Origin of the sequence: Marinobacter alexandrii, from assembly GCF_005871205.1 — a bacterium.
Classification (GTDB): Bacteria; Pseudomonadota; Gammaproteobacteria; order Pseudomonadales; family Oleiphilaceae; genus Marinobacter; species Marinobacter alexandrii.
In genome coordinates this window covers 197,651-223,596 of sequence record NZ_SWKM01000012.1, presented here as the reverse complement: position 1 = coordinate 223,596, position 25,946 = coordinate 197,651, and the positions used below count along the sequence as shown (strand labels likewise).

General features: G+C 59.3%; 30 protein-coding genes and 1 tRNA gene. 13 read left to right on the top strand and 18 right to left on the bottom strand.

Features of this window, described 5'->3' with window-relative positions:
* The first annotated feature begins 179 nt into the window (after positions 1–179).
* The 4 genes from FCS96_RS08025 (at position 180) to FCS96_RS08010 (ending at position 3,451) form a co-directional block, all read left to right on the top strand.
* A complete protein-coding gene (locus tag FCS96_RS08025) occupies positions 180–965 on the top strand; it encodes a C40 family peptidase (RefSeq protein WP_138439841.1) in 786 nt (261 codons plus the stop codon).
* A 297-nt stretch (positions 966–1,262) separates the two neighbouring features.
* Positions 1,263–2,015, top strand: a complete 753-nt coding sequence (locus FCS96_RS08020) for an amino acid ABC transporter substrate-binding protein (RefSeq protein ID WP_138439840.1) — start codon at positions 1,263–1,265, stop codon at positions 2,013–2,015.
* A gap of 18 nt (positions 2,016–2,033) precedes the next feature.
* Positions 2,034–2,708, top strand: a complete 675-nt coding sequence (locus FCS96_RS08015; protein WP_138439839.1) for an amino acid ABC transporter permease — start codon at positions 2,034–2,036, stop codon at positions 2,706–2,708.
* Positions 2,705–3,451: an amino acid ABC transporter ATP-binding protein gene (locus FCS96_RS08010; protein WP_138439838.1), complete on the top strand. Its 747-nt coding sequence runs from the start codon at positions 2,705–2,707 to the stop codon at positions 3,449–3,451. Before FCS96_RS08015 ends, FCS96_RS08010 begins: the two co-directional genes overlap by 4 nt.
* A gap of 38 nt (positions 3,452–3,489) precedes the next feature.
* Here FCS96_RS08010 and FCS96_RS08005 read toward each other — a convergent pair whose 3' ends face one another.
* The 5 genes from FCS96_RS08005 to FCS96_RS07985 form a co-directional block, all read right to left on the bottom strand.
* Positions 3,490–4,188 carry an SDR family NAD(P)-dependent oxidoreductase gene (locus tag FCS96_RS08005; RefSeq protein ID WP_138439837.1) on the bottom strand — a complete coding sequence of 233 codons (699 nt, stop codon included), beginning with the start codon at positions 4,186–4,188 and terminating at the stop codon, positions 3,490–3,492.
* Positions 4,189–4,218: 30 nt separating this feature from the next.
* The gene (locus tag FCS96_RS08000) at positions 4,219–4,416 is read right to left on the bottom strand and encodes a hypothetical protein (protein ID WP_228264052.1); all 198 of its coding nucleotides are present in this window, start codon (positions 4,414–4,416) and stop codon (positions 4,219–4,221) included.
* A 16-nt stretch (positions 4,417–4,432) separates the two neighbouring features.
* Positions 4,433–5,647, bottom strand: a complete 1,215-nt coding sequence (locus FCS96_RS07995; RefSeq protein ID WP_138439836.1) for a YeeE/YedE family protein — start codon at positions 5,645–5,647, stop codon at positions 4,433–4,435.
* 11 nt (positions 5,648–5,658) lie between these two features.
* Complete coding sequence (locus FCS96_RS07990) at positions 5,659–6,612, bottom strand: sulfurtransferase (RefSeq protein ID WP_138439835.1); 954 nt, start codon at positions 6,610–6,612, stop codon at positions 5,659–5,661.
* Positions 6,613–6,717: 105 nt separating this feature from the next.
* On the bottom strand, positions 6,718–7,410 hold the full coding sequence (locus tag FCS96_RS07985) for a TVP38/TMEM64 family protein (protein WP_138439834.1): 693 nt from the start codon (positions 7,408–7,410) through the stop codon (positions 6,718–6,720).
* Positions 7,411–7,609: 199 nt separating this feature from the next.
* Here FCS96_RS07985 and FCS96_RS20050 point away from each other — a divergent pair, with 199 nt between their 5' ends.
* On the top strand, positions 7,610–7,753 hold the full coding sequence (locus FCS96_RS20050; protein WP_171040702.1) for a hypothetical protein: 144 nt from the start codon (positions 7,610–7,612) through the stop codon (positions 7,751–7,753).
* Here FCS96_RS20050 and FCS96_RS07980 read toward each other — a convergent pair.
* Together FCS96_RS07980 and FCS96_RS07975 are read right to left on the bottom strand one after the other, a co-directional pair.
* Positions 7,750–8,601: a UDP-2,3-diacylglucosamine diphosphatase gene (locus FCS96_RS07980; protein WP_138439833.1), complete on the bottom strand. Its 852-nt coding sequence runs from the start codon at positions 8,599–8,601 to the stop codon at positions 7,750–7,752. The genes FCS96_RS20050 and FCS96_RS07980 overlap by 4 nt on opposite strands.
* Before the next feature lie 96 nt (positions 8,602–8,697).
* Positions 8,698–9,321 carry a YbhB/YbcL family Raf kinase inhibitor-like protein gene (locus FCS96_RS07975; RefSeq protein ID WP_138439832.1) on the bottom strand — a complete coding sequence of 208 codons (624 nt, stop codon included), beginning with the start codon at positions 9,319–9,321 and terminating at the stop codon, positions 8,698–8,700.
* Between the two features lie 199 nt (positions 9,322–9,520).
* On the opposite strand from FCS96_RS07975, the gene FCS96_RS07970 reads away from it, so the two are divergent.
* The 3 genes from FCS96_RS07970 (at position 9,521) to FCS96_RS20045 (ending at position 10,950) form a co-directional block, all read left to right on the top strand.
* On the top strand, positions 9,521–9,952 hold the full coding sequence (locus FCS96_RS07970; RefSeq protein WP_138439831.1) for an ankyrin repeat domain-containing protein: 432 nt from the start codon (positions 9,521–9,523) through the stop codon (positions 9,950–9,952).
* Between the two features lie 5 nt (positions 9,953–9,957).
* The gene (locus FCS96_RS07965) at positions 9,958–10,698 is read left to right on the top strand and encodes a spermidine synthase (RefSeq protein WP_138439830.1); all 741 of its coding nucleotides are present in this window, start codon (positions 9,958–9,960) and stop codon (positions 10,696–10,698) included.
* A 75-nt stretch (positions 10,699–10,773) separates the two neighbouring features.
* A complete protein-coding gene (locus FCS96_RS20045) occupies positions 10,774–10,950 on the top strand; it encodes a hypothetical protein (protein ID WP_171040700.1) in 177 nt (58 codons plus the stop codon).
* A gap of 4 nt (positions 10,951–10,954) precedes the next feature.
* On the opposite strand, the gene FCS96_RS07960 is transcribed toward FCS96_RS20045, so the two are convergent.
* Together FCS96_RS07960 and FCS96_RS07955 are read right to left on the bottom strand one after the other, a co-directional pair.
* A complete protein-coding gene (locus FCS96_RS07960) occupies positions 10,955–11,515 on the bottom strand; it encodes an LOG family protein (RefSeq protein WP_138440391.1) in 561 nt (186 codons plus the stop codon).
* 238 nt (positions 11,516–11,753) lie between these two features.
* Positions 11,754–12,308 (bottom strand): carboxymuconolactone decarboxylase family protein, encoded by a 555-nt coding sequence (locus FCS96_RS07955; RefSeq protein ID WP_138439829.1) that lies wholly within the window; start codon positions 12,306–12,308, stop codon positions 11,754–11,756.
* A 124-nt stretch (positions 12,309–12,432) separates the two neighbouring features.
* Here FCS96_RS07955 and FCS96_RS07950 point away from each other — a divergent pair, with 124 nt between their 5' ends.
* Both FCS96_RS07950 and FCS96_RS07945 read left to right on the top strand, forming a co-directional pair.
* Complete coding sequence (locus FCS96_RS07950; protein ID WP_138439828.1) at positions 12,433–13,038, top strand: TetR/AcrR family transcriptional regulator; 606 nt, start codon at positions 12,433–12,435, stop codon at positions 13,036–13,038.
* Positions 13,039–13,215: 177 nt separating this feature from the next.
* Complete coding sequence (locus FCS96_RS07945) at positions 13,216–14,526, top strand: NAD(P)/FAD-dependent oxidoreductase (protein ID WP_138439827.1); 1,311 nt, start codon at positions 13,216–13,218, stop codon at positions 14,524–14,526.
* A gap of 30 nt (positions 14,527–14,556) precedes the next feature.
* On the opposite strand, the gene FCS96_RS07940 is transcribed toward FCS96_RS07945, so the two are convergent.
* Positions 14,557–14,630, bottom strand: a tRNA-Gly gene (locus FCS96_RS07940).
* Between the two features lie 71 nt (positions 14,631–14,701).
* Here FCS96_RS07940 and FCS96_RS07935 point away from each other — a divergent pair.
* The 3 genes from FCS96_RS07935 to FCS96_RS07925 all read left to right on the top strand — a co-directional run bounded on the left by FCS96_RS07935 (position 14,702) and on the right by FCS96_RS07925 (position 17,578).
* Positions 14,702–16,426 (top strand): potassium/proton antiporter, encoded by a 1,725-nt coding sequence (locus tag FCS96_RS07935; protein ID WP_138439826.1) that lies wholly within the window; start codon positions 14,702–14,704, stop codon positions 16,424–16,426.
* Positions 16,427–16,534: 108 nt separating this feature from the next.
* The gene (locus tag FCS96_RS07930) at positions 16,535–17,095 is read left to right on the top strand and encodes a L,D-transpeptidase family protein (protein ID WP_138439825.1); all 561 of its coding nucleotides are present in this window, start codon (positions 16,535–16,537) and stop codon (positions 17,093–17,095) included.
* Positions 17,096–17,299: 204 nt separating this feature from the next.
* Positions 17,300–17,578: an Lpp/OprI family alanine-zipper lipoprotein gene (locus FCS96_RS07925; RefSeq protein WP_138439824.1), complete on the top strand. Its 279-nt coding sequence runs from the start codon at positions 17,300–17,302 to the stop codon at positions 17,576–17,578.
* A 48-nt stretch (positions 17,579–17,626) separates the two neighbouring features.
* On the opposite strand, the gene FCS96_RS07920 is transcribed toward FCS96_RS07925, so the two are convergent.
* The 8 genes from FCS96_RS07920 to FCS96_RS07885 form a co-directional block, all read right to left on the bottom strand.
* Positions 17,627–18,415 (bottom strand): slipin family protein, encoded by a 789-nt coding sequence (locus FCS96_RS07920; protein WP_138439823.1) that lies wholly within the window; start codon positions 18,413–18,415, stop codon positions 17,627–17,629.
* A gap of 40 nt (positions 18,416–18,455) precedes the next feature.
* Positions 18,456–19,880 carry an NfeD family protein gene (locus FCS96_RS07915; RefSeq protein ID WP_138439822.1) on the bottom strand — a complete coding sequence of 475 codons (1,425 nt, stop codon included), beginning with the start codon at positions 19,878–19,880 and terminating at the stop codon, positions 18,456–18,458.
* A gap of 26 nt (positions 19,881–19,906) precedes the next feature.
* Positions 19,907–20,659, bottom strand: a complete 753-nt coding sequence (locus FCS96_RS07910; RefSeq protein WP_138439821.1) for an SDR family oxidoreductase — start codon at positions 20,657–20,659, stop codon at positions 19,907–19,909.
* Between the two features lie 50 nt (positions 20,660–20,709).
* The gene (locus FCS96_RS07905; RefSeq protein ID WP_138439820.1) at positions 20,710–21,765 is read right to left on the bottom strand and encodes a L,D-transpeptidase family protein; all 1,056 of its coding nucleotides are present in this window, start codon (positions 21,763–21,765) and stop codon (positions 20,710–20,712) included.
* Positions 21,766–21,818: 53 nt separating this feature from the next.
* Complete coding sequence (locus tag FCS96_RS07900) at positions 21,819–22,388, bottom strand: TMEM165/GDT1 family protein (protein WP_138439819.1); 570 nt, start codon at positions 22,386–22,388, stop codon at positions 21,819–21,821.
* Positions 22,389–22,426: 38 nt separating this feature from the next.
* Positions 22,427–23,818, bottom strand: coding sequence for a DHA2 family efflux MFS transporter permease subunit (locus FCS96_RS07895; protein ID WP_138439818.1), 1,392 nt, complete (start codon positions 23,816–23,818; stop codon positions 22,427–22,429).
* 3 nt (positions 23,819–23,821) lie between these two features.
* A complete protein-coding gene (locus FCS96_RS07890) occupies positions 23,822–24,247 on the bottom strand; it encodes a MarR family transcriptional regulator (protein ID WP_138439817.1) in 426 nt (141 codons plus the stop codon).
* A 177-nt stretch (positions 24,248–24,424) separates the two neighbouring features.
* A complete protein-coding gene (locus FCS96_RS07885; protein ID WP_138439816.1) occupies positions 24,425–25,711 on the bottom strand; it encodes an MFS transporter in 1,287 nt (428 codons plus the stop codon).
* Positions 25,712–25,946 lie beyond the last annotated feature (235 nt).

Here is a 25,946-nt window from a genome sequence, read left to right as displayed (position 1 = left end):
CCCAACGCATTGTCCGGCCCGGGTGCACCGGTCCCATCATCCCTCATGGACACTTGACTTCGGGGTTTGTTACGCCGGAGGGGCAGCCGGCATGGCACTGCGCTGTCCGCTAGAGTAGAAGTATAACCTGCAGCAAATTCATGCGAGGCAAACCGTCGATTTGACGAGGGCAAGAGACCATGGGCCGAATTTTTCGCTGGCTGTCGGCTCGGCTAGCCAGGTATCTGAGCAAACAGATCACCGAGAACTCCATCCCGACCTCCACCTACAGGCAGCTTGAGCTGGCACTGCAACCGGCCGACGTGTTACTGGTCGAGGGCGACACCAGGATCAGTGTTGCCATCAAATACCTGACCCAATCCACCTGGTCCCACAGCGCCTTGTACCTGGGCGTTGATGCCGGCCTCGGATTGAGCGAATCCGGTGAACCCAATGTCCTGATCGAAGCAGACCTGCAGGAGGGTATCCGAGCCCTGCCGCTATCGTACTATCGCCACAGCCATACCCGGATCTGTCGCCCGGTGGGCCTGAACCCTGAAGATATCGAGCGCCTGACCGCCTTCGCACTCAGCCGGCTGGGTAACACCTATGATCTCAAGAACGTATTTGACCTTGCGCGGTACCTGTTACCCACACCACCGGTTCCGACCCAATACCGACAACGGCTGCTCGCCTTTGGCAGTGGCGATCCCACCCGGGCCATCTGCTCCACGTTCCTGGCTGAAACCTTCCAGCATTTGCGCTATCCCATCCTGCCGCTGATTCGGATGGTGCCGGCGGACGATCCCGATTGCGCCGACTGCACCCGCGTCGCCTATCGGATCCGGCACCATTCCCTGTTCACACCCCGGGATTTCGATGCGTCTCCATTCTTTCAGATCGTCAAACCTTCGCTGGCGCCGGGTTTTGACTATCGCCAGCTGGCTTGGGAAGATCGCCCGAAACAACAAGGACCTGCACCGTGAAATTACCCGATAAAGCCGACCTGATGCCCAAAGTGGCACGGCTGCCATTCTACCCACCAAAGCAGTCGATCCTTCATCGAATCAAGGCCGAACTCACCGGCCGAGCAGGACCGGCTGAGGCTGGTGGAGGAGAAGATCCGGGCCACGCTGGCCAATGCGCCCTCTAGGAAAGCCCGTATCGGTTGACCCGAGCGGGCTTGCTAAACTATTGGCAAATTTGATCCTACTCTTCAATGTCATGCGCCTGTGCAATCGTCACTGACGACGGCACGGCAACCAACTGGAAAGGACGAGATTATGAAGACCCTGCTAGCATCCGCACTGGTGATCCTGTCACTGGTATCTACCGCACTGCATGCCCAGGACGACACCATCCGTGTCGGTATGTCCGGCCAGTATTTCCCTTTCACCTTTGTGGAGCAGGACACCCTGAAAGGCTTTGAGGTGGACGTCATGGACGCCATCGCTAAAGAGATGGGTCGTAAGGTCGAGTACCAGACCGCCGCCTTCTCCGGCCTGTTCGGCATGCTCGGAGCGGGTCGCATCGATACCGTGGCCAACCAGATCACCATTACCGAGGAACGCCAGAAAGCCTACCTGTTCAGCGAACCGTACGTGTACGACGGTGCCCAGGTGGTTACCAAGGCCGGCAACGAAGACATCAACGGTGTGGAAGACCTCAAGGGCAAGACTGTCGCAGTCAACCTAGGGTCCAACTTTGAGGCGCTGTTGCGTGACCTCCCCTACGCTGATGAGATCAACATCAAGACCTACGAGAGCAACATCGAGCGCGATACCGCCCTGGGCCGGGTTGATGCTTTCGTGATGGACCGGGTCAGTGCCAGTCAGATCATCAAGGAAAAGCCGCTGCCGCTGGCGTTGGCCGGACCAACTTTCTCCCGGATCACCAACGCCTATCCGTTCAAGGACACCGAGCGTGGCCGGGCCCTGCGAGACGAAATGAGCGCCGCCCTGAAAACCCTGCGGGACAATGGCACCCTGAAGGCCATTTCCGAGGACTGGTTCGGCACCGACATCACCGCCCCATAACGACACAGGAACCATACTATGGGCGCGCTCGACGTCGACTACATGCTGGGGCTGGTCCCCGTGCTTCTTGGGTACCTGCCCCTGACCCTGCAGCTGGCGTCGCTGGGCATGGTGCTGGCACTGATCCTGGCATGCCTGTTTGCGGTCATTCGGGTGCAGCGGATTCCGGTGCTGAACCAGTTCACTGTCGTGTTCATTTCATTCTTCCGCGGCACGCCGCTGCTGGTCCAGCTGTTCCTGTTCTACTACGGGTTGCCCCAGCTGTTCAGTGCGCTCACCGTCATCGACGGTATCACCGCCACCATCATGGGTCTGACCATGCATTTCTCGGCCTACATGGCCGAGTCCATCCGGGCCGCCATTGTTGGTGTGGATCGCAGTCAGACCGAAGCCGCGCTGTCCATCGGCATGACCAACAGCCAACTGATGCGCCGGATCATTCTGCCGCAGGCCACTCGGGTCGCCCTGCCCACCCTGATGAACTATTTCATCGACATGATCAAGGCGACGTCGCTGGCCTTCACCCTGGGCGTCACAGAGCTGATGGGCGCCACCCAGAAAGAGGCGTCCGGCAGCTTCCTGTACTTCGAAGCCTTCATCGTGGCAGCGATCATGTACTGGATCGTGGTGGAGATGCTGTCCTGGCTGCAGGGTAATCTGGAAACCCGTCTGAACAAGGCCTATAGCCGATGATTGAACTCAAGGGGCTGCGCAAGCAGTTTGGCGATGCGGTGGTGCTCGACGGCATCGACCTGACCATCGAGAAAGGCGAGATCGTGGTGATTATCGGGCCCTCAGGCACCGGTAAGTCCACCTTGTTGCGCTGCGTGAATTTCCTCGAACAGCCCACCGCCGGCGAGATCACCGTTGGCGATCTGACCGTGGATGTAAACCGGGCCAGTAAGAAAGACATCCTGTCGCTGCGCCAGCAGACCGCGTTCGTGTTTCAGAACTATGCCCTGTTTGCCAATAAAACCGCCCTGCAGAATATCGCCGAGCGGCTATTGGTGGTGGACCGCTGGCCGAAAGCCAAAGCTTACGAGCGGGCCCGCGAAATCCTGCGGCGCATTGGTCTGGAAGACAAAGCCGATGCCTATCCGGCGTCCATGTCCGGCGGTCAGCAGCAGCGCGTGGGGATTGGCCGGGCCATGGCCGCCGGCGCGGAAGTGATCCTGTTCGACGAACCCACCTCATCCCTGGACCCGGAGTGGGTCGAAGAAGTACTGGCGTTGATGAAGCAGCTGGCGGCGGAACGCCAGACCATGATGCTGGTCACCCATGAGATGTCCTTCGCTCGCGACGTCGCCGACCGGGTCATCTTCATCGACGACGGCCGGATTGTGGAACAGGGCCCTCCGAGCGAGATCTTCTATCACCCGAAAGATCCCCGCACCCGGGACTTTCTGCAGAAAATCCTGGCGTCGCATCAGGCTTGAGCCCGGGGCCAATCCGGCTCCCGTCTTAGCGTCAGCGCCTACCAGGTTTCTCCGAACGGTCGCAGATCCAGCTCGAAGGTCCAGGCTGACGGCGCCTGCTGGGTCAGCATCCACACGGCATCGGCAACGGCGGCAGGCTGGACGAAGAAGTCGTCCGGCTTGTCACCCATGGCTTGACGGGTACGCGGTAAATCCACCACGCCATCGATAATCACGTTCGCCACGTGAATCCGCTCGGGGCCCAGCTGTCGCGCCATGGACTGCGCAAGGCTGCGCTGGGCCGCCTTGGCGGAGGCAAACGGCGCGGTATTGGCGCGCCCCCGCAAGGCCGCCGACGCGCTGGTGATCACAATACTCGCGGTATCTTGCTGGCGCAGTTGGGGTAGCACTGCCTGGAAGGCGGCGACCAAGCCACCGACGTTAATACGCCAGCTGGCTTCAAAGTCGTCCACGCTGGCGTCCTCAGCACTCTTGAACACACCACCGCCGGCGTTGTACAGCAACACCGAGACAGCTCCCAGTTGCTGTTCGATCCGCGCGAACACCGAGGGCGCCGCGGCCAGATCACTGGCGTCGTGGACAAAGGCATGGGCGCTGGGTAACTGACCCGCCAGACGTTCGATAAAATCCTTGCTTCGGGCCAGCATGGCAACGTCATAGCCCTCCTGGCAGAACCGGCGAACCAGAGCTTCACCATTGCCTGGGCCAACGCCAATCACCACACATACCTTGCTCATGTCACACCTCCGACCGGTCATCCGGCAGGTTTAGTCTCGGGTAGACGGACACGGCGCTCCGCAGGGCGCGCACGCAGTTTCGTCACGCTGGGTCAGAGCGGTTTCCACATTGCCCTGGCCTGAATTAAACGCGAACGTCGGGCTTTTCAGGTGATCGGCCAGAATCAACACCAGCAGGATAGCCAGGACCACCAGAATTCGGGTTCGACTGTAAGCTTGCTCCACCATTGACTATCTTTCCCTATCAGTTTGGCAGGCGGAACCAGGGCCGCAAGCGAATGCCAATGAGCGAGCCGACAAAGGCACAGGCAAACCAGATCCAGGCGTGCACACTGGCCGACGCAATACCCGAGAACAAGGCGCCAATGTTGCAGCCGAAGCCCAGGCGGGCGCCATAACCCAGCAACAAGCCACCGATCACGGCCGCATAAAACTGCCGGGGCTCCGGGCGATTGCGGCTGGCTTCATTAAAGCGGTTGGCCAGGCCGGCCGCCAGCATGGCGCCCAGTAACACGCCGAAGTTCATGACCGACGGGATGTTGGTCAGCACCGAATCCTTGAGCGCCATGGCCGGGTACTCCCACTGCCAGAACTCAAACTGGCCCATGTTCACACCAACGGCTTCCAATGCCTTCGCGCCCCAGACGTTAAAGGCGAAGGTAATGCTCCAGGGCGAACCACCAATAGCCAGGGTCAGGGCATTCCCCAGGGCCAGCACGAGAATCGCCCAGGTAAACGGCCAGCGCCCGGTCAGCAATGTTCGAACTAACCCGTGGCTCGGCGCCTGCCAAAGCAACGCGGCGCGCTCCACCGAGCCGTGGGCCTTGCGCTCGGTGCGATTCACCCAGAACGCAATCAGCCCCAGGCCCAGCCACTGGGCCAGAATCGCACCGCTGACGCCAAGGGGCGTGACCAGAGATATGGGATCGACACCGGGCTGATCCAGCCACCAGGGCAGGTGGATGGAGCCCACCACCGTGCCGATAATGAAGAACACCAGGGTGATGACCATGCGGATATTACCGGCGCCCACAGTAAACAGCGTGCCGGAACCACAACCGCCACCCAGCTGCATGCCCAGGCCAAACAGGAACGAGCCAACCACCAGGGAGGTGCCCACGGGCGCCACGGCACCGATCAGCCCTTCCTGGCCACTGTGCAACAGCGGCACCATGATCAAGGAGCTCAGCCCAAACAGCAGCAACTGCGCCCGCATACCAGCGCCCTTGCGGTGCACCACCAGGTTGCGCCAGCCGGCGGTAAAACCGAAGGCACCGTGATACAGGGCGATGCCCAGCACGGTGCCAATCACGAACAGCGCCACCATGAACGGGGCAGTTTCCAGCCAGATCAACCCGCCCAGCAGGGCGACGCCGGCCAAGGCGGTACTGACGACAAAACGGTCTATCTGCCAGCGGCCGCCAAACAAGGGCGGCTGGGCAACAGCGGATTCAGTCATAATTCAGACTCTCAGTCGAACAGGTTCAGAATCTTACCCAACCCCTTTCGGGCCACCTGAATCGGCCGGCTGCTGTCCTGAGACCACTCCGACATGGAGCCGTCGTACAGCGCCACTTCCTGGAAACCCGCCAGTTCGCTGAGCACAAACCAGTCGGTGGCGGCCCAGTGGCCAGTGTTGCAGAAGGAGATGGTGCGCGCGTTCGGATCCAGTTCCGCCGCGTTCACCTGGGCAGCGATTCGATCGGCATTCAGGTACCAGATCTCGTCCTGCTGACCAATAAACTCATGGTGAGGCAGGTTCCTGGCACCGGGAATGGTGCCCGGAGACTTGGCCGCCGGCGACTTGGTCTCACCCCGGAAATAATCCGACGGCCGCGCGTCCACTAACTGAGCCTGGGACTCCCGGGCCTCCTCGACTTCCTCCAGGGTCGCGATCAGGTTCGCTTGTAACGCGCCCTCAAACTTTGCCAGATCAAAGTCCGCTGCCTCGCCGCTGGCTACTTCGAAGCCAGCGGCCCGCCAGCCGGCGAAGCCGCCATTGAGAATAGTGACCTGGTCATGACCCAGCACCCGGAAGGTCCAGTAAACTCGCGCCGCACTGCCGAAATCGGTCGGCCCTGTGCCGGCCGGCACGATCACCACGGTGTTGTCATTGCCAATACCCAGGCTGCCAATCAGTCGCTCCAGGCTGGCGGTTGGGGGTAGCACTCCCTGCACACCGTCGCGACTCTCCCGCCAGCCATCGCCGGTGTAGCTGCTGTAGCGGGAACCGGGAATGCGGGCTTGATGAAAGCTGCTGCGATCACCGCCATTGTCGATGCCAGAACGCACATCCAGCACCACCAGTTGGTCCTGCCCAAGATTCTGATTCAGCCAGCTGGCGTCTACCAGTGCTGGCGGCTGAGTTGCGGCGTGGGCCAGCGACCCCGCCAGAAGAAGAATGACTGCCAAGAAGCGCGCCATAAAATCACCTGTTTGTGGATGCTATTGAGCTGGAACTCTGGATGTAAATACGCCAGTTTGTCCAGTTGGATTGCCGCCTGGGGCAAAGGTTCAAGGTCTACTGAATCAGACTCGACCGTCCAGTTGCAACCAGCGCGCTATCCGGGAATGGGGGCGACGACTGAGGTACAGGGGCAAGGTGCTCATGACCGCCAGAATGACAGCGGCAGCGATGACGGTCAGTGCCGGGTGGACCTGGAAGGTGTGGCCGAGCCCGGCGAAGACGAACGTCATCGGCAACATGCCGAGGGTGGTGGCTAGAGCGAAGCGCCAAAGTGAGATGGCGGTGACGCCAGCGGCATAACTGATCAGGGCAAAAGAAAACAGCGGTATCAGACGAGTTAAGGCCACTGCAATAAAGAGAAAACGCTGGGAACCGCGTGTCGAAAACACCGGGTTCTGATCCAGCTTACGCTGCACCAGTTCACGCCCAAGGATCCGCGCCAGATAAAACGCAATGATGGCTCCGGCCAGGGCGCCAGCCACTGCAACCGCGGTGCCGATGGCGGTGCCGTAAACCAGGCCGGCGGTGGCACTGATGGGCAGGGTTGGGATCGGGCCAATCACCACGGCCAGAATCATCAGCAGCATCAGCAACACCATCCCCAACCCATTCTGCTGACTGAGCCACTGGGACAACGCATCCGGTGCCAGGCTGGCCGGCATGCCCAACTGGCGCAATACCAGCCAGATGGCAGCCATCAGGAGCCCGACAAAGATCAGAAAGAAAAAACGAAAAGCCCATTGGGTGTGGCGCATCCGGGTATTCTACCCATCCTGCTCACCCAAGGAAGACTGATTAAATGGAAAGCCCGATTGAATGGGACGCACAATTAATGCAGTGGGAGTCGTAACCCTTCACCCGTTCAGGTGTCCATGTCGTACAAGTCACTCGCTGCTACCCGGGATTCAGGGTGACAAAAAGTGAGTGGCAGTTGGCAACAAGGGAGAAAGAACGATGAAAATCTTGACGCTAACCGGGCTTTTAATGGCGTTCGCCTTGGGCTCAACGGCTTTCGCCGAGGGCGTAAGCGACGAAGACATCAAGTGCGAAAACAACCCAGTCTGCCTCCAGAGTCCTACGGTCGGGGAAGAAAGCTAACTCACGAGGCGATTGACCTGTTCCACGAATCCGGCCGGCACATGATCCAGTGCTGGCCGGACATCTCCGCACATTTCAGGATGTGGAGTTTCTGGCTCCCAGGCCAATGTGGCCGGGACTTCAGACCAATGCAGTAACTCCAACCGACCATTCCCATGCTCCACCAGAGCCGTACAATGCTCCACCCAATCACCATCGTTGCAGTACAACCCGTTTTCGCTGCGCAGAAAGCCAGCGGAATGGATATGACCACAAATAAAACCGTCGTAATGGCCCTTTTCAGCCACCGTCAGCGCCGCCAGCTCGAAGCGACGAATGAAGGTCCGGGCCTTGCCGATGCGGGTTTTAACCCAGGCCGCCATCGACCAGTAGGGTTTGCCCTGCAGCCGCCGCAATCCATTGACCCAGCGATTCAGTCGCAGCAGCAACCCATGGGCACGATCCCCCACCAGCAACATAAGAGGACTGCACCGCACCACCTGATCAAACTGATCGCCATGGCAGACCATAAACCGGCGGCCATCGGCGGTTGTGTGCACCACCTTGTGTTTGAGCTCTATGCCAGCGATGGTCTGGCCACAGAATTTGCGGAAGAATTCGTCGTGATTGCCAGGCACATACACCACCCGGGTTCCGGTGGCGGCGATTTCCATCAACCGCTGCACAACAGCCTGATGCTCCGGCGGCAGATGCACGCGCTTCTGCATGGCGATCAGGTCAACGATATCGCCGACCAGGTACAGGGTTTCGCAACGCACCTGGTTCAGGAAATCCAGCAGATAAGCCGCCTGGCAATCTGCGGTGCCTAAATGCACATCGGAAATAAAAACGCTGCGGTAGTCTCGCATGGTGTCTCCTGCCATCAATCCGCCCGGATAATAGAATCCTCACACGGACGAATGACGGCAGGGTGACAGCCTCAAGACAGTTCCATGACCGCGCGTTCAGCGAAGTGCCGGGTTGAGCGTGTAGGTGCCGGTTACCCGGGCGCTGGCCAGGACATGTCCGGCCATGGCTTCGCGAACGTCATTGCCATCAAATTCGCCGGCAAGGCCGAGACTTTGCACATCCAGCGCGTGTACCTCGAAGTGGTAGTGATGGATGATCTCATCATTCCAGGGCGGACAGGGGCCGTCATAACCAGCGTAGGTGCCCGCCATGTCCGGATTACCGGCCAGGAACTGGGTGTAGCTATTCACGCCGCGAATGCCGATGGGTCTAGGCCCGGATTCCTTGCCCTTGGGAATCACGCCGTCGCTGTCCTCTCCCTCGGGGATACGGCTGGTTCCGGCCGGCACATCCACCAGCAGCCAGTGGAAGAAATCGACCCGGGGCAGATCTTTCGCCACGGTCTTGCCTTCCTGGTTCACATCATCCGCCACGCTCGGCACGTCGGGGTCAAACATCATGACCACGAAGCTCTTGGTTGCCTCTGGCGCGCCCTCCCAGAGGATTTCCGGGTTGCGATTGGGACCAAAACTCATATGATCGGTGTCGCTATAGACACCAAACGCGAATTTCTCCGGGATTGGCTGACCTTCTTCGATGCCTCGAACCTCTAATTTCACGACGTTGCCTCCTGTTGATCGTGGGCTCACCTTACAGACATTGTGTCTGAGGTCGGCCTGTTCAATCATACGTGTGTGATACACCGGTTGTAGCAATGCTGCTGCACGTCTGTCCAGAGAATCGAAGCACGAGAGTCGTCTCAGCCACTCTCAAACCTCAGATTTTTTGACATCTTATTGACCCACCAGGGGAGCCACCATGAGCAAACAGCAACCCGGCCAGCCGCAAGCACCGGACAACCAGAAAGACGAAGACGCCGTTGCCTTTGCCCAGGGCATCTTCGAACTGGCTCGAAATGGCGCCGCAGGACTTCTGATGCCGCTGCTGGGCGCAGGTGTGCCGGTGGACATCCGCACCAGTGAGGGCGAGAGTCTGCTGATGCTGGCCACCGCCAACGACCACACCCAGACCGTCGAGGTGCTACTGGAGCAGGGCGCCAACCCGAACCTGGCAGACAACCAGGGTCAGACCCCCCTGATGGTCGCTGCCGGCAACAACTCGGTCCATCTGATTGAGCCATTGCTGGCCGCTGGCGCCAAACCGGAATTGACCGACACCAAGGGTGCCACCGCGCTCGACCACGCCCGCGCGGCCGGGGCGGAATCGGCCATCGCCAGGCTGAGTGCCTGACACCTGTGTTCAACCAGGGAGAGATTATTCACCACACCAAGGACGCCCTCGGCAGCATCCTGGTGATTGATTACCGCAAGCACCGGGTTCTGACCTTCAACTCGGCATTCGAGCAAAGCAAGATCGACCGGCGTCGCCCCCACCTGCCGGTGCACGAGTATAACCGCGCCATGATGTTGCCCGCGGCCTTTGCCCAGCCCCGCCATGTCACCATACTGGGTCTGGGCGGTGGCGTGATGGCGAATGCCTTCCATCACCTGTATCCGGACTGCCAGATCCATGCGGTGGAGTTGCGCCCGGAGGTGGTGGCCGTGTCCCGGGAATACTTCGGACTGCCCGAAAGTGACCGGCTCACCGTGACCATTGCCGACGCCCGCGACGCGCTCTCGAAACTGCCCGATGCCAGCACCGACCTGGTGTTGGCGGACCTCTACAGTGGTGACCGGATGAGCCCGGCCCAGGCCCAGCGACTGTTCATCGATCAGTGCAGCCGGGTACTTAGTCCAAATGGCTGGCTGACCCTGAACTACCATCGGCCACCGGATCCGGGTAGCGTTTATTTGCGCCAGCTCCGGCAACAGTTTGCCAAGCTTCTGATATTCCGGAGCAAAACCAATAACACCGTGATTTACGCCAGCAAGCAACCCTTCGAGGCCCTGCACAGCCGGGATCCTTCCCTTCTCGCCCTGGAACAGCAACTGCCCATCGACTGGCGGAAGCTGATGGCAAAAGTGACACCCCTGTGAACGCTCCGGCCTTGATCAATGGCCAGGATGATCCATAGTTACTGATAACGATTCCGCCACGAGAGGACGTGGGCCATGTCTGACGAAGAGTACAAAAAGCTTCACCCAATCCTGAATGAGGTCACCCAGACCTACGTCGGCCTTTACACCAACAGGCCCAATGAAAAAAACCGGGAAAAACTGATCAAACTGGAAGCGCTGCTGCACGAGAAACTGGAACAGTTAGAGAAGGCCCGTAACGAAGCCAAATAAGGAATCAGCGCCATTTCTCATGAGGCGGGCGGTATCGACGGAACCCGTCCACCAGCTGTTCAGGTGTGTCCGCCAGCACCAACATGTTGATGTATTCCTGCTTCAGAAAGCCGACGGCCTCCATACGCTGGACCATGGCCAACAAAGGATCATAGAAGCCATCGACGTTGTAGAGGGCACAGGGCTTGTGGTGAAAACCCAGTTGCGCCCAGGTCCAGGCCTCAAAAATCTCTTCCAGGGTGCCAATGCCCCCCGGCAAGGCAACAAACCCATCCGCCAGCTCCGCCATCTTGGCTTTGCGCTCGTGCATGTCCGCCACCACAAACAGCTTGGTCAGGCCCCCATGGGCCAGCTCCCGGTTTCGCAGATGCTCGGGAATCACGCCATAGACCTTGCCCCCGTTAGCCAGCACCGCATCGGCGACAATCCCCATCAGGCCGACATGACCACCACCGAACACCACATCGATGCCGTGGTTACCAAAATAGGCACCCAGATCCTCGGCTGCGCGTGCGAATCGCGGGTCTGAGCCAGAACGGGAGCCACAATAGACTGCAATTTTCATCAAGCCCTCACTGATTTCCGACAGCGCCAACATTCGGCGGCTCTTAAAACAGTAGCAGACCGTGGGTTAGTACGACGCTCAGAGTGATGATCAGGAAGTTTGGCAACGCCAACGAAGATTAGAGCGGAGAAAACATCGCCTGAAGGGCACAAACAGTTATACAAGGTAGGAAAGAGAGCGAGCAGAGGTAAATCGATGGATGCGGGTCAGGCCCGCATCCACGTAATCACCAAGACAATTACTTGGCTTTTTTCCAGGCGAACTTCTGGAATGGCTCGTCGACCGGAGTTTCGGCGATGTGGTTGATGTAGTTACTCATCACCTTTTGCGACAGCACCAGAATCACTTCCAGCACATGACTGCGCTCATAACCGGCTTCATAGAAGGCATTGAGGTCTTCGCTGTTCACTTCGCCACGCTTGCGGACGACGGCCAACGTGAAGGTACGCAGGGCTTCCAGCTTGTCGCTGGGCAGCGGCGTCTCGTCACGCAGGGCGTTGATGATGTCATCTGACACCTTCATGCTCTTGGCGATGCCGGTGTGCGCCGGGACGCAGTAATGGCAGGCATGCTCAACGTTGATGGTTTGCCACACCACGGTGGTCTCGTCGTTATCAAAGCTGGTATTCAGTACCAGTTCGTGGAGCTTTTGGTAGCCATCAAGAACGGTCGGCGCATCAGCCATCACCGCGTGCAGCCCCGGAATCATGCCGAACGCCTTCTGAGAATTTTCCAGCAGCGGCTTGGATTTTTCCGGTGCTGAATTTTGATCGTGCAGAGTAAAGTCGGTCATATCTGGCTCCTAATTTGAGTGATTGCTCAACAACACCGACACACTAACTGTTATTGAGTGATCGCTCAAGCTATAATTTGAGCATTCATTCAACATCACTGGATTACCTGAACGGACCGAAGTTATGGCCAGGCACGCCCGCTACGATCGACAAACCGCATTGGCAAAAGCCGTTGCCCTATTTTGGGAGCGTGGTTACCACGGCAGCTCCATGAAGCAGATTGAGCAGGCCCTGGATATGCGCCCGGGTAGTATCTACGCAACGTTTGGCAGTAAGGATGGCTTATTTTCCGAAGCCCTGGCAGCGTACGCCGAACAAGGCAGCCAGGAGCTGAAGACCTACCTGGAGCCGGCCGAGTCCATCGTCGATGGTCTGGAGGCTTACCTGCGCGGTATCGCCCAGACCGGCAATCAAACCCTGGCCAAGCCCTCCCGGGCCTGCATGATTGTAAAAACCCTGCTGGAGTCCAGTAACACCCACCCGGCGCTGGCTGAGCAGGCCAACCGGATCCTGGCCAATATCCAGCAGACCCTGTGTGCGGCTCTGGAAACTGCCAAGGCCCGTGGCGAATTGCTGGCATCCACCGACTGCCATCGACTGGCGCGTCTGCTGCAGGCCCAGATCGTGGCGATCCGTTCTATGGCCGAACGCGACCTTGCGCCGGATGAGCTGTCGGACCTGGGCGATGATGTCGCCAGTATTCTGGAAAGCTACCGCACCCGGCACTGATACCCTCCACCTTCGGGCGCTCATAGCACTTCCGTCCAATTGTGCCATGGGTGCCCTCCGCGTTACTCTATTCCTTTCAGCATCAGTACCCTACATTTACTGCCCCGTCCCAGTGACGACAGCCAAGCATTTTGCCTGGAGAGTGCTTGGCTTTCTTCACTTCAGGGGCTGATTGTTATGGAAAACCTTCATCACATCGTGGTGGTCGGCGGGGGCGCCGGCGGACTGGAACTGGCAACCCGGCTCGGCAACAAGCTGGGCAAAAAACGTAAGGCTCGCGTCACCCTGGTGGATGCCGGGCTGACCCACGTCTGGAAACCACTGCTGCACGAAGTTGCCTCCGGCTCGCTGGATGCCAACGCCAACGAAATCAATTACCGGGCCCATGCCCGCAAGCACCATTACGAGTTCCAGCTCGGCCGCATGAGCGGTCTGGACCGTGAGGCCAAACAACTGGTCATTGCCGCCTTTCACGATCAGGACGGGGCCGAAGTGGTGCCGGAGCGACGCATTCGTTACGACACTCTGGTCATCGCCGTTGGCAGTACCGCCAATGATTTTGGTACCCCGGGCGCGCAGGATCACTGCCTGTTCCTGGACAGCCTCAGTCAGGCCCGCCGGTTCCACAACCTGATGCTCAACGCTTTCCTGCGCAAGAACCACGAGGCGCTGCAAGGCGAAAACCACACCCTGAATATCAGCATCATTGGTGCCGGCGCCACCGGCGTCGAACTGGCCGCCGAGTTACGCCTGGCGTCCCGGGAATTGCCGGTTTACGGCATGAACCACCTGCAAGCCTCCGACGTCTCGATTACCGTGATCGAAGCCGCCGACCGCATCCTGCCGGCATTGCCTGCCCGGTTGTCGGCTGCCGCAAACCGCGAGTTGGAGCATCAGCACATCAAGGTGCTTACTGGCCAGCCGGTCAGTGAAGTGCGGGATGCCAGCATCGTTATGCAAGACGGCACCGAGCTGCCCTCGGAGATGACCATCTGGGCGGCGGGCATCAAGGCACCGGCGTTTCTGGCCGATCTGGACGGACTGGAAGCCAACAAGAGCAACCAACTGGTGGTCGAGCAGACCCTCCAGACCACCCGCGACGACAGTGTCTTCGCCCTGGGTGACTGTGCCGCGTGTCCGCAACCGGATACCGACCGGCCGGTGCCGCCCCGGGCCCAGGCCGCGCACCAGCAAGCTGATGCGCTGTTCAAGACCTTGCGAAACCGCATTACCGGTGGCGACGCGGTGCCGTTCGTTTACAACGATCACGGTTCGCTGATCAATTTCAGCCACTACACCACCGTCGGCAACCTGATGGGCAACCTGGCCGGGCGCAGCATGTACATTGAGGGTAAGGTCGCCCGACTATTCTATGTATCCCTGTATCGCATGCATCAGGTTGCCCTGCATGGGCCGATTAGAACCGGCATTATCTGGCTGATGGACAAAATCAGTCGTGCGATGCAGCCTCGTCTCAAATTACACTAGACAGCTTCGGGGTACACTCTGGGAAAGGAATGGAGCGGGTGAAGGGAATCGAACCCTCGTATGCAGCTTGGGAAGCTGCCGTTCTGCCATTGAACTACACCCGCCTTTGCGGTGACTGTGTGAGCAATATAAGCAGTCAGCGCGACAATGAGCAAGCAGTCTAGCTGGAGCATTAATGGATCCCACCCTAACCCTGATTGGCGCCCTGATGCTGGTTATCAGTATTGTGCTCAGCCCGTTATCCAGCCGGGTGGGCATGCCAGTGCTGCTGATATTCCTCGGGGTTGGCATGATGATGGGCGAGGACGGTCCGGGCGGTATCCAGTTCGACAACTTCGAACTGGCCTTCCTGATTGCCAATCTGGCGCTCGGGGTGATCCTGCTCGATGGTGGTATGCGCACCCGGGCCGAAACCTTCCGGGTTGGTCTGCGCCCGGCACTGGTATTGGCCACCTTGGGCGTATTCATGACCGCAGCCGGCGCCGCTGTGGTAGCGCGCTGGGTCTTTGACCTGGAATGGCTGACCGCCCTTTTAGTAGGAGCGATCATTTCCTCCACCGACGCCGCCGCCGTATTCTCGCTGCTGCAGGGCCGGGGCCTGCACCTGAACGAACGGGTCAGCGCAACCCTGGAAATCGAATCCGGCAGCAACGACCCCATGGCCATCTTCCTGACCCTGATGCTGGTCACCCTGATCGGCAACAGCGGTGACAGTCCCACCTGGTCGGCGCTGATCATGCTGATCAAGCAATTCGGAATTGGCAGCGTGGCCGGGATTCTGGGCGGCTACCTGGTGGTGGAACTGGCCAACCGGATCCGGCTGACGCCATCGCTGTATCCGCTGCTGGTTGCCGCCGGCGGTATCTCGGTGTTCTCCGCCACCAACGCCTTGGGCGGTAGCGGTTTCCTGGCGATCTATCTGACCGGAGTGTTTATCGGCAACCGCCACGTGCGGATGATGCCCATGATCCTGCAGGTTCACGATGGCCTCGCCTGGCTGGCACAGCTGTGCCTGTTCCTGATGCTGGGGTTACTGGTCACGCCTTCGGACCTACTGCCGCTGTTGGGTGGCGGTCTGATCCTGGCGCTGGCGCTGATCTTTGTGATTCGGCCGCTGACGGTGCTGCTAACGCTCTGGCCATTCGCCTTTAACCGCCGGGAACTGGGCTTTATCAGCTGGGTTGGCCTGCGCGGTGCGGTGCCCATTGTGCTGGCGCTGTTTCCCATCATCGCCAATCTGCCGGAAGCCCAATTGGTCTTTCACGTCGCCTTCTTCGTTGTCCTGGTGTCTCTGGTGGTTCAGGGCACTACCATGGCACCGCTGGCCCGTAAGCTACGGCTGGAGGTCCCATCGGGCGAGGATCCGTATCGGCGCCTGCCGCTGGACGCCCCGGGCGCCGGCGATCACGAACTGATGCTGTTCCCCCTGCGCGGCCAGTCCTGGGAGACCCCACGCCCGCTGAGCCAGCTGCGATTTCCGGAAAACACTACTGTAGCCGGGGTGTTCCGAAACCGGGTGTGCCTGCAGCCCAAGGGCGACCTGGAAGTTTCCAGCGGCGACATGGTGGCTATGTTCGCCACGCCAGGCGTACTGCCGGAGCTGAGCAAGGTCCTGAGTGGCCGCCACGCGCCCCGATACCTGGCCGAACGGGCCTTCTTCGGGGACTTCGTGCTCAATGGCGATGCGCTGCTGGGAGATGTTGAACAGGTGTACGGTATCGAGTTCGACGATCTGCCACCGGAATTGTCCCTGGCAGAGTGCTTTGCCAGGCGCACCAAGGGCCACCCGGTTGTCGGTGACACGGTGATGCTGGGGCCGGTGGTGCTGGTCGCCCGAGCTACCGATTCCGACCAGGTGACCAAGGTCGGTCTGAAGATGGAGGGTTCACAAAATACTTGACCCAGAAAAGAGATAACTGAAAAAGTTAACAAAAGCCCTCAACATTCCATCGTCGAGCTATGTTATAAAAGTGGCTGCGCGAACATTAACCATTGGTAAGTTAAGGCCATGTTGACCCGTTTTCTGATTACCGTCTGTCTATTTGCAATCACCGCACTCGCCCCCCTTAACGGTGCTGCCAGTGAGCTGCTGGCGCGGGCTGACCTGACCATGCCCGGCGCAGAGGTGTTTGACCACGACTCGGTAGACATCAACAAGGTCCTGGTGCGCAAGAGCGAGCGCCGGTTGTATCTGATGGACGATGACCAGGTGGTGAAGAGCTATCGCATCTCCCTGGGTGACAACCCGGAAGGCCACAAGCTCTACGAAGGCGACGAGCGCACCCCCGAAGGCGATTACACGTTGGACTGGCGCAATGCCAGCAGTGACTTCTACAAGTCCATTCACATTTCCTATCCCAGTCAGCAAGACCGTGAACTGGCCCGCTCCTGGGGCCTTAACCCCGGCGGCAGCATCATGATTCATGGCCTGCCCAACGACGCAGACGACATGGCGTTCGCCTACCGCGGCTTGGACTGGACTGACGGCTGCATTGCGGTGACCAATGAGGAAATGGACGAAATCTGGCAATTGGTCACCAACGGCACCCCGATTCGCATCCTTCCCTGACTTTTTGCTGACGACTGCATTAAGTTGTTGTCATAAGCCGCGAAAATATACGTATCCCCAGTTAACATTTTGTCTCAGAGTGTTTTACACTGTTTCACGACTCCGGTAGTCAACGCCTATCGGGCCGGTTTGACAGGAAGTCGTTCATGTACTGAACTGACTTCCGGATATTAGGAAATAACTCGACCAATAAGGGGATTTACAATGCGTAAACTGACGATCGCCGGGTTTGCAATGGCTACTGTACTGACGGCCGGCTGTGCCTCTAACCAGGCAGGTATCGACGAAGCCAATGCAACTGCGAATTCAGCAGAGCAAACTGCAGAGAATGCACTGAACACCGCTAACAGCGCGGCCAGCTCTGCACGTACTGCCCAGCAGACCGCCGAAGAAGCTCTGGCCGCTGCCAAGGCAGCACAGAAGTCTGCTAACGAAGCGAACGAGCGCGCCAAGCGTATGCTCGAGCGTTCTAGCATGAAGTGAAGCACAGCTTACGCTGATGCTGAAAAGGCCGGGAAACCCGGCCTTTTTTTATACCTCTGGTTCAGGTTTTTGAGGTGATGCTGGCGCGTTCTCCTTCAGAAACGTCGTCATCAGTTCCATCGGCAGCGGGAAGACGATGGTCGAGGTATTGGTGTTGCTCATATCGGCCAATGTCTGCATATACCTGAGCTGCATCGAACCCGAGTTCGCCGACATCACGTTGGCCGCCTCTACCAGTTTCTTCGACGCCTGCAATTCCCCTTCCGCGTGAATAACCTTGGCCCTACGTTCGCGCTCGGCCTCCGCCTGACGGGCAATGGCCCGAATCATGGATTCGTTCAGATCCACGTGCTTGATCTCTACATTGGCAACCTTGATGCCCCACTCCTCGGTCTGGGCATCGATAATTTCCTGGATGTCGGAGTTCAGTTTGTCCCGTTCCGACAGCATTTCATCGAGATCGTGCTTGCCCAACACCGAACGCAGGGTGGTCTGGGCCAATTGGCTGGTGGCGGAATTGAAATCCTCAACCCGGATGATCGCACGCTCGGGATCGACCACCCGGAAATAGAGTACGGCGTTGACCCGGACCGTGACATTGTCCCGGGAAATCACGTCCTGGCTGGGTACGTCCAGGACAATGACCCGGAGATCAACCCGGACCAGTTGTTGGATACCCGGGATCACAATGATCAGACCAGGCCCTTTGACCCCCTGAAAACGTCCCAGAAAAAACACCACGCCGCGCTCGTATTCCGGCAGGATCTTGATCGCCGAGCCGAGGATCAACAACAGCACAAGAGTCGGTGCTAGGTAGGGAATCAGTTCACCAATCATACGGCCTCCTTGAGTATGCCGTGAGCTTATTTGTGCCGGGTCAGCCGTTCTCGTCCATGACCTCGACAGTTACTGTCAATCCTTCCATTGCCTTGACCCGAACCGAGTCGCCCTCGCTGACCGGGCCGGAACTGACCGCCTTCCAGCGCTCGCCATTCAGGCGCACATGTCCGCTGAATCGGTCGTGGTCGTGGGCGAAATCGTCCAGTGCCAGGCCCTGCTCGTGGCTCATCAGCTCGCTGCCGCTAACCGGTCCCTTGCGCCGCAGGCCGATAAATTTGGTCACCGTCCACAGGATGAAGCCAGCGGCGACCACCGCGGTGCCGCCAATGGTGGGCAGCGAGATGTCCCGGTGCGAGCCATCCATCAGGATTACCGAGCCGGTGACAAAGGCGACGATGCCGCCCACGCCCAGGATTCCGAAACTGGGCACAAAAGCCTCGCCGACAATAAAGGCCAAACCAAGCAGAATCAGCGCCAGGCCAGCGTAGTTCACCGACAGCACCTGGAAGGCGAAAAGCGCCAGAATCAAGCTGATGGCACCGATTACACCAGGCACCACTGCGCCCGGATTGGCCAGCTCGAAGATGATGCCGTAGAAGCCGATGATCATCAGGAAGTAGGCCACATTGGGGTCGGTGATGACAGACAGGAGCCGGGTACGCCAGTCTGGTTGTGAGCGCACCAGAGCCAGAGACCCTGTCTCCAGCACCAGGTCACCGCGGGCCATGCGCACCGTACGGCCATCGATTTGTCGCAGCAGGTCGCCCAGACTGGGGGCGACTACATCAATCACGTTTTGCTCGAGAGCGGCATTGGCACTGAGGTTTACCGCTTCACGCACGGCTTCCTCGGCCCAGTCGGCGTTGCGGCCATGGCGCTCGGCCAGCCCGCGAATGTAGCTGACCGCATCCTCGAGCACCTTGCGCTCCATGGGGGTATTACCACGGCGCTTGCCGTCGTCGTCCTGCTCACCATTAGCCGGCTCCGGTTCCTGCTCGGGACTGCCCGGCAGGCCACCCATCTGCACCGGTGTCGCCGAACCGAGGTTAGTGGCCGGGGCCATGGCGGCAATGTGACTGGCGTACAGGATATAGGTGCCCGCGCTTGCGGCCCGGGCGCCCTGAGGGGAGACATAGGTTGCCACTGGCACGTCGGAAGCGAGAATGGCTTTGATGATATCGCGCATGGAATCCATCAGGCCCCCGGGAGTGTCCATTTCAAGGACGACCAGAACGGTGCCGTCGGCTTCTGCGCGCCGGATGCCGCGGGTGATGTAGTCCATGGTGGCCGGACCAATGGCGCCGTCGATGGTCAGCACCAGGGCGGTGCCGGAGGCTTCCTGCTCGGCGTGAACCTGATGCAGCAGGGATCCTAGCGCGAGCACCAGACCGGCGACCAGAGTCGCGCCCCAGATTTTTAGTCGCTTGGCACGGGTTGAAGACAAGGGTTGGAAATCCTGCATACCACCTCCCCGGCGCTGATTGAGACTCAGAACATCCTGGCTAGCACCGACACGGGTAAGCGGCGTAGCAGAAATCCGACTGCCGTCCACGGCCAGCCCGGCACGAAACACTCCGCCCGGCCGGATTCAATGGCTTTAACCATGGCCTTGCAGCCGGTTTTGGCATCCACTCGGAACGGCGCATTCTTTACTTGTTCGTTAATCGCCGTTTTTATGTAGCCTGGATACAGTGTAGTCACACGAATCGGAGATTTCGCCTTTGCAAGTTCGACACGCAGTCCCTCCGAAAGTGCCGCAAGGCCGACCTTGGTGGCGGCGTAGGTGTTAATGCTGCCGGGCATGCCCCGTACCGCCGATACCGAAGACACGGTAACTAGGTGACCCTGCCCCTGCTGGCGGAAGATCTCCATCGCCGCTTCCATCTGGGCCAGGGCAGAGACAAAGTTGGTTTCAGCGGTCTGCCGGTTGGCCTCGAAATTACCGGTTCCGAGAGCCTGACCGCTACCGATACCCGCGTTAACGATGACCCGGTCCAGAGTGCCATATTCAGTCTGGAAGGCACGGAACACCTCAAAGACCTGGTCGTGATTGTCGACGTCCAGGGCCCGCACACTAACGATGACCCCAGGGTAATCCCGTTCAAGTTCAGCTTTCAGATGAGCCAGGCGCTCTGTTCGGCGGGCGCAAAGGGCCAGGCGGTCACCCCGGGCGGCAAATTCCCGGGCCATGCCCTCGCCGAGACCGGAGCTGGCACCGGTAATCAGGATGGTACGAGCCATGGGCTCTCCTTATTGTTGTCATTGTTATTGAGCAGAGCCGTGTGGAAGGCTCAAAAATAGAGCGTGGATTTCGACTCTTGGTCGGTATTCGCAGTTTCATCCTCGGAGCTATCGTCGGCCGCCACGCGGGCGACCCGCTCACCGATCATGGTGGGAATGCCGTCAGCCTGATCAACGGCAATTTCGATCGCCCGGCGCTGAATTTCCACTCCGGGGTGCTGCTTTCGAAAGACCTCAACCTCGGCCAACGCCTGGCGCCAGAGTTCGTCGCGATCCGAACGCGGGTATTCCTCATCCGGACGGTGCACCTCCAGCCAGACTTCGCCACCGGACAGGCCGATCTTTACCGGGTCCCGGACCACTTGCACCGACGTACCCTTATCGACCTGATAGACAAAGCGCGAGATGTCCTCGTTGTACATGCGGAAACAACCGTGGCTGACCGCCATCCCCACGCCAAACTTTTTGTTGGTGCCGTGAATAAGATAGCCCTTCTCGCTCAGCAACAGGGCATGGCTGCCCAGGGGGTTGGAGGGCCCGGGCGGGATCATTCGTGGCAGATAGTCGCCATCACGCTCGTACTCGGCGCGAATGCTGGCTGGCGGATACCAGGCTGGTGATTCCAGGGGCATGGTCACCTTAGCATCGGTCAGTGGCGACGGATTCTCTTCAGAGCCAACACCCACCGGATACACCTGCACACCATTTTCGGTGAAATAGTATAGGCGGTACTCCGCCAGATTGATCACGATACCTTCGCGCCGGGCATCCGGCATGACGTAACGACGGGGCAGGGTAATGGTGGTGCCTTCACCGGGTAGCCAGGGGTCAACCCCCGGATTGGCCTTCACCAGTTCCAGATAGCCCAGGGCAATCCGGTTACCGATACCGGCAAAGGTGTCCTCGTAACGGGTGGTGAACACTTCGATCCGGCCCGCCAGGTCGCCATCCAACTCAAACGTCGGTACGCGCGGCGAACGGTCCTGCGCCGCTTCCTCGCCCTTTGCCTCAGCGTCGGGGCCAGGCTTGTTATCCTCGGCGGCCTGCAACGGAGTCACCGCCAGAACCAGGGCCATCAGGGCAAAACTTACACATCTGAACCACATAGAGATTCTTTCCAACCGTCTTGTCGACACGGGTACCGTGACAGCCGCCAGCATCAGGAGTTCACGAATGTGGCGGCAATGGTCACAATCGCCAGCACCAGAAACAGGATGCTGGCACTGATTCTTGCGGTGGCCAGGGGCAGTCGATCCATCAGCCAACGCCCTGCCATGATAACCGGTATGTTGGCAATCAACATCCCCACCGTAGTACCGAGAACTACCCATACCGTCTCAGTAAAACGTGCTGCCAGCACCACGGTGGCCACCTGGGTCTTGTCACCAATTTCCGCGAGGAAGAACATCACCGTGGTGGCCATGAAGGCGCCCATGCCCAGAAAGCGGGAATCCTCGGAGTCGTCCTTGTCCGGGATCAGCAGCCAGGCCGCAATGGCCACGAAACTCAACGCCAGAATCCACGGCAGCCAGGCCTCAGGAATAAACCCGGCAATCCAGGCGCCAAACCAGGCCGACAGGGCATGATTCAGCAGCGTTGAGATCAGGATGCCGAGAATGATCGGCAGGCGCTGGCCGTAGCGGACGACGAGAAACAGGGACAACAGCTGGGTCTTGTCACCAATTTCCGCAATGGCAACGGCGGCCGTTGAGGCCAGAAAAGCTTCCATCTACAACTCCAAAACCAATGATGAGCGCGGACCAAACACTAGGTCCGCATTTTCCAGACCGGGATTGCCGCCAGCGCAACGAATACGGCCACCAGCCACCAGGCGGTGTGGAACGCCTCGATGGTGGGCATGCCATTGTGGTGCTCACCGAACTCAATAGTTAATGCCACCATGTTAACGCCAAAGGCACCCCCCAACTGCCGGGCGAAATTAATGGTGCTGGAACCGGCGCCCAGTTCCTCCGGAGCCAGTGGGTTCAAAGCACCGATGGACAACGCCGGCAGCATGAAACCAATACCAATGCGGCCGACCACAGTCCAGAGGGCCAGCCAGCCGAACGCCAGCGCCAGGTCCGATACCGCAAACAGCACCGCCGAGGCTGCAAACAGCGCGATGCCGAACACCACCAGCTTGCGTGCACTCTGCCGGTCGGCCAGGCGCCCGGCCAAGGGAAAGGTCATACCCAGAACCACACCGGCCGGCAACATCAGCAAGCCGGCGTCGGTGGCGGTGTAATCTAGCGCAGTCTGGACGAAGAGTGGTATCAGGTAGGTTGACCCGAACAACGCCAGGCCCAATGCCAGGGCGCCAAGATTGGCGTACAGGAACACCGGCTTGCGCAACAGCGCGATATTGACCAGGGGATGACGGGCTCGGCGCTCCCGCACCAGGAACAACACCAGGGCCAGGGCCGACAGCACGCCGCCGATGGCCACGCGGGTTTCCTGGCCGGCCAGATTCTGCAACCGGTTCAGGGTGTCCAGCGACAGCGCCAGGGTAGCACCCAGCAGGATCAGTCCCAGCAGGTCAAAGCGATAGGGTTGCGGACGGGAGGGCGGCAAGGGCAGGAACCGCCAGGCCATGGCCACGCCGATGATGGTCACCGGCGCCGGCGCAAACATGACGTAACGCCAGCTCAGTTGATCGACCAAAAAGCCGCCCAGCACCGGCCCCAGGGCGGGTGCCAGAATCACGCCCATGCCATAGATGCCCATGGCTTGCCCGCGCTTTTCCCTAGGGAAGATGCGGAACACCAGGTACATGCCCATGGGTTGCATAAGACCGGCCATGGCGCCTTGGCCAATACGGGCGGCAATGAGCTGTTCCGGGGTGGCGGCAAACCCGCCGGCGATGGAAATCACGGTGAATATGAACATGGCGCCGGCCAGGGTCTTGCGGACGCCAAAATGGTCCAGCAACCAGGACGATGCCAGCATGGTGGTGGTCATGGCGGCAATAAACCCGGTCGCCAGCCAGTGCACCCGACCCTGGCGAATGCCGAACTCGAGCATGATGTCGTGCAGTGCTACGTTGACCACCGTGGCACTGAGCACTGTCGCCATGGTGCCGAGCATTACCGTTGCCACCGCCAGCCAGCGCCAGCGTTCACCGTATCGGGTCCGGAGACCCTCGACCGTGTTGTCGCTCAAGGCTTACTTCTGCTTTTCAGCGTTTTCCAGGATCTTGTTGAATACCCGGACCGTGGTTTCGATGTCGTCGTCGCTGATACCTTCCAGCATCTGCTCCCGAAGTTTCTCAGCCCGCACAGTCAGATCGTCCATGAACGCCCGGCCAGCCGGGGTCAGGTGTAACCGGCGCGCGCGACGGTCATTGGGACAAGGCCGGCGCTCGATCAGACCCTGCTCTTCCAGGCTGTCCAGCAGCCGAACCAGAGTCGGATTCTCAATTGCCATCAGGCCGGCCAGTTCCCGTTGGGTCAGGCCTTCGCCGCCTTTGTCCAGATATACCATGGTGCTCCAGCGAGCCTGAGTCACGCCCAGATCCTTCAAGCGCTCATCGAGCATTTTTCTCCAGCGACGGGTAACCCGGGCCACGGCAAAGGGGAACTGATCTCTCATGCCTCAAACTCCGTTCAAATAGGCGGGTCAGCGGAGTGCCATCCAACGGGACTGACACGCCGACCTCGAATTGATCTTAAAACTGACCTTATCGGAAAGGTAACAATAGTATGCTAACCATTGCTATAAATACAGATGTGAATACAAAAACAAAGTCGTAGAAAACCGAGAGACGGATCAGCCCGCCGGGTTTTGGGTCGCCCGCTGAATGTCCTCCATTTCGGGCGACTCGTGAAATTCCTCGTTACGGGGGTCAATTTCCGTCAACACCGATGAGGTCTCTGGCATGGCCGGGACATAATGCTCCTGATCCTGCACCGCCACATCGTCGGTGTGACTGATGCGATAGCTGGTAATCACCGCCAGCACCAGCAGGAAACCGGCGTTGCCGAAGAACAGGCCAGACGGCCCCAGCACATTGATCAGTTCGGCCATGACTACCGGGCCAATCACACTACCCACGCCATAACTGAGCAGCAGCGTGGCACTGGCGGCAACAATCCGGCTGCTCTCCATCCGGTCATTGGTGATGGCAACCGCCACCGGATACAGGGTTGCTGACAGACCGGTAAACAGTCCGACGAACAGGGTCAGCTGCCAGATGTTATCCGCCCCGAGGACCGCCACGGCAACGGCAGAGCTGGCCGCCAGTATGGCCACCCAGAACATCACCCGGCGCCGGTCAAAATGATCACACAGGCGCCCTAGGGGCCAGGCTAGGATCATGGCCGCAACGATGGCGCTGGCCATGAAGGTCGAGGTTTTGGCCACATCCAGTCCCACCAGGGTGGCGTACACCGGACCCAGGGCATAAAAGCCGCCAATCATCACGCCACAGGTCAGGGCGCCGGCAACACCGGTAAACGATTCACGGGCGAGCGTAAAAATGGAGATCCGATCCACCTGATGAATGGCCGGCGCCTCCATCCGGGTCAGCGACAACGGAAGCAGTGCCAGGGTGAGCAGGATCGCCGCCAGTGAAAAGGGCATGAAGTTGGCCGGATCGCCAACGTTGACGATCAGCTGACCGCCTGCGGCCGACGAATAGAACACAATCTGATAGACCGCAAACAGGGCGCCCCGGTTGGTATTGGTAGCCCGACTGGAGAACCAGCTCTCAATAACCACCAGGACACCAGCAATACTGAACCCGGAAATAACCCTCAGCACTGCCCAGAACAGTTCCGATACGGCCATGGGATAGAGCAGAGCGGCCACGGCAGAGGCCGCGGCAAACACGGCAAAGGCACGAATGTGGCCAACCCGCCCGATGATCTTGTGGACATACAGGGTGCCGAGCACAAAACCAATGGAATAACACACCAGAATCCAGCCGATGATGTCCGGTGACACCGCTTCGATACTCAACCGGATACCCAGCAAAGTCATCAAAAAGGCATTACCACTGACCAGCAGCACGATGCTCATAATCAGGGCAGACAGAGAAGCGACCATCTGGGTCATGACAACAGACTCCGGGTATTGCAGATACGGTAGGTGGTAACAGAAAACCGACAACATCAAGATCCGGAATCGGCCGGACGCGCATTAAATCAGTACCGAATATTCATCACCACTAGGCACTTGCCGAAACACCCTGCAAGCTTAGTTGACACCTCTACAACTCCGCCACTGCGCGGTTTTACAGCATTTTACATTAATGGGTCGTAACAGACTGCACGTACCAGAGCAGGTAACA

Coding starts and splice junctions, on each gene's coding strand:
- FCS96_RS08020 (WP_138439840.1), top strand. CDS start 1,263: ATGAAGACCCTGCTAGCATCCGCACTGGTGATCCTGTCACTGGTATCT.
- FCS96_RS07920 (WP_138439823.1), bottom strand. CDS start 18,415: ATGATTGGTGAACTGATTCCCTACCTAGCACCGACTCTTGTGCTGTTG.
- FCS96_RS08000 (WP_228264052.1), bottom strand. CDS start 4,416: ATGGTGGAGCAAGCTTACAGTCGAACCCGAATTCTGGTGGTCCTGGCT.
- FCS96_RS08025 (WP_138439841.1), top strand. CDS start 180: ATGGGCCGAATTTTTCGCTGGCTGTCGGCTCGGCTAGCCAGGTATCTG.
- FCS96_RS20050 (WP_171040702.1), top strand. CDS start 7,610: ATGAAAATCTTGACGCTAACCGGGCTTTTAATGGCGTTCGCCTTGGGC.
- FCS96_RS07980 (WP_138439833.1), bottom strand. CDS start 8,601: ATGCGAGACTACCGCAGCGTTTTTATTTCCGATGTGCATTTAGGCACC.
- FCS96_RS07930 (WP_138439825.1), top strand. CDS start 16,535: ATGTTGACCCGTTTTCTGATTACCGTCTGTCTATTTGCAATCACCGCA.
- FCS96_RS07915 (WP_138439822.1), bottom strand. CDS start 19,880: ATGCAGGATTTCCAACCCTTGTCTTCAACCCGTGCCAAGCGACTAAAA.
- FCS96_RS07910 (WP_138439821.1), bottom strand. CDS start 20,659: ATGGCTCGTACCATCCTGATTACCGGTGCCAGCTCCGGTCTCGGCGAG.
- FCS96_RS07955 (WP_138439829.1), bottom strand. CDS start 12,308: ATGACCGACTTTACTCTGCACGATCAAAATTCAGCACCGGAAAAATCC.
- FCS96_RS07970 (WP_138439831.1), top strand. CDS start 9,521: ATGAGCAAACAGCAACCCGGCCAGCCGCAAGCACCGGACAACCAGAAA.
- FCS96_RS08015 (WP_138439839.1), top strand. CDS start 2,034: ATGGGCGCGCTCGACGTCGACTACATGCTGGGGCTGGTCCCCGTGCTT.
- FCS96_RS08010 (WP_138439838.1), top strand. CDS start 2,705: ATGATTGAACTCAAGGGGCTGCGCAAGCAGTTTGGCGATGCGGTGGTG.
- FCS96_RS07995 (WP_138439836.1), bottom strand. CDS start 5,647: ATGACTGAATCCGCTGTTGCCCAGCCGCCCTTGTTTGGCGGCCGCTGG.
- FCS96_RS07990 (WP_138439835.1), bottom strand. CDS start 6,612: ATGGCGCGCTTCTTGGCAGTCATTCTTCTTCTGGCGGGGTCGCTGGCC.
- FCS96_RS07890 (WP_138439817.1), bottom strand. CDS start 24,247: ATGAGAGATCAGTTCCCCTTTGCCGTGGCCCGGGTTACCCGTCGCTGG.
- FCS96_RS07905 (WP_138439820.1), bottom strand. CDS start 21,765: ATGTGGTTCAGATGTGTAAGTTTTGCCCTGATGGCCCTGGTTCTGGCG.
- FCS96_RS07945 (WP_138439827.1), top strand. CDS start 13,216: ATGGAAAACCTTCATCACATCGTGGTGGTCGGCGGGGGCGCCGGCGGA.
- FCS96_RS07885 (WP_138439816.1), bottom strand. CDS start 25,711: ATGACCCAGATGGTCGCTTCTCTGTCTGCCCTGATTATGAGCATCGTG.
- FCS96_RS07950 (WP_138439828.1), top strand. CDS start 12,433: ATGGCCAGGCACGCCCGCTACGATCGACAAACCGCATTGGCAAAAGCC.
- FCS96_RS07935 (WP_138439826.1), top strand. CDS start 14,702: ATGGATCCCACCCTAACCCTGATTGGCGCCCTGATGCTGGTTATCAGT.
- FCS96_RS07960 (WP_138440391.1), bottom strand. CDS start 11,515: ATGAAAATTGCAGTCTATTGTGGCTCCCGTTCTGGCTCAGACCCGCGA.
- FCS96_RS07985 (WP_138439834.1), bottom strand. CDS start 7,410: ATGCGCCACACCCAATGGGCTTTTCGTTTTTTCTTTCTGATCTTTGTC.
- FCS96_RS20045 (WP_171040700.1), top strand. CDS start 10,774: ATGTCTGACGAAGAGTACAAAAAGCTTCACCCAATCCTGAATGAGGTC.
- FCS96_RS07900 (WP_138439819.1), bottom strand. CDS start 22,388: ATGGAAGCTTTTCTGGCCTCAACGGCCGCCGTTGCCATTGCGGAAATT.
- FCS96_RS08005 (WP_138439837.1), bottom strand. CDS start 4,188: ATGAGCAAGGTATGTGTGGTGATTGGCGTTGGCCCAGGCAATGGTGAA.
- FCS96_RS07925 (WP_138439824.1), top strand. CDS start 17,300: ATGCGTAAACTGACGATCGCCGGGTTTGCAATGGCTACTGTACTGACG.